Source organism: Streptomyces beijiangensis (assembly GCF_017315755.1).
GTDB classification, from domain to species: Bacteria; Actinomycetota; Actinomycetes; order Streptomycetales; family Streptomycetaceae; genus Streptomyces; species Streptomyces beijiangensis.
The window spans coordinates 1-205 of record NZ_JAFLRJ010000669.1 but is presented as its reverse complement, the minus strand read 5'-3'; the positions used below and the strand labels follow the sequence as shown (position 1 = coordinate 205).

The 205-nt window shown below is 68.3% G+C and carries 1 protein-coding gene; it reads left to right on the top strand.

Going from position 1 to position 205, the window contains the following annotated elements; genetic code table 11:
* Window positions 1-205, top strand: a 205-nt coding sequence (locus J0695_RS38115) for a catalase (RefSeq protein ID WP_206969421.1), incomplete at both ends; no start/stop codon positions are given.

Here is a 205-nt window from a genome sequence, read left to right as displayed (position 1 = left end):
GCGTCGGCGGACCTGTGCTCCTCCAGGACCAGGCGCTGCTCGAGAAGCTCGCGCACTTCAACCGTGAGCGCATCCCGGAGCGCATCGTGCACGCCCGCGGCGCCGGTGCGTACGGCACCTTCACGCTGACGCGCGACGTATCGCAGTGGACCCGTGCGAAGTTCCTCTCGCAGGTCGGCAAGCAGACCGAGACGTTCCTGCGGTT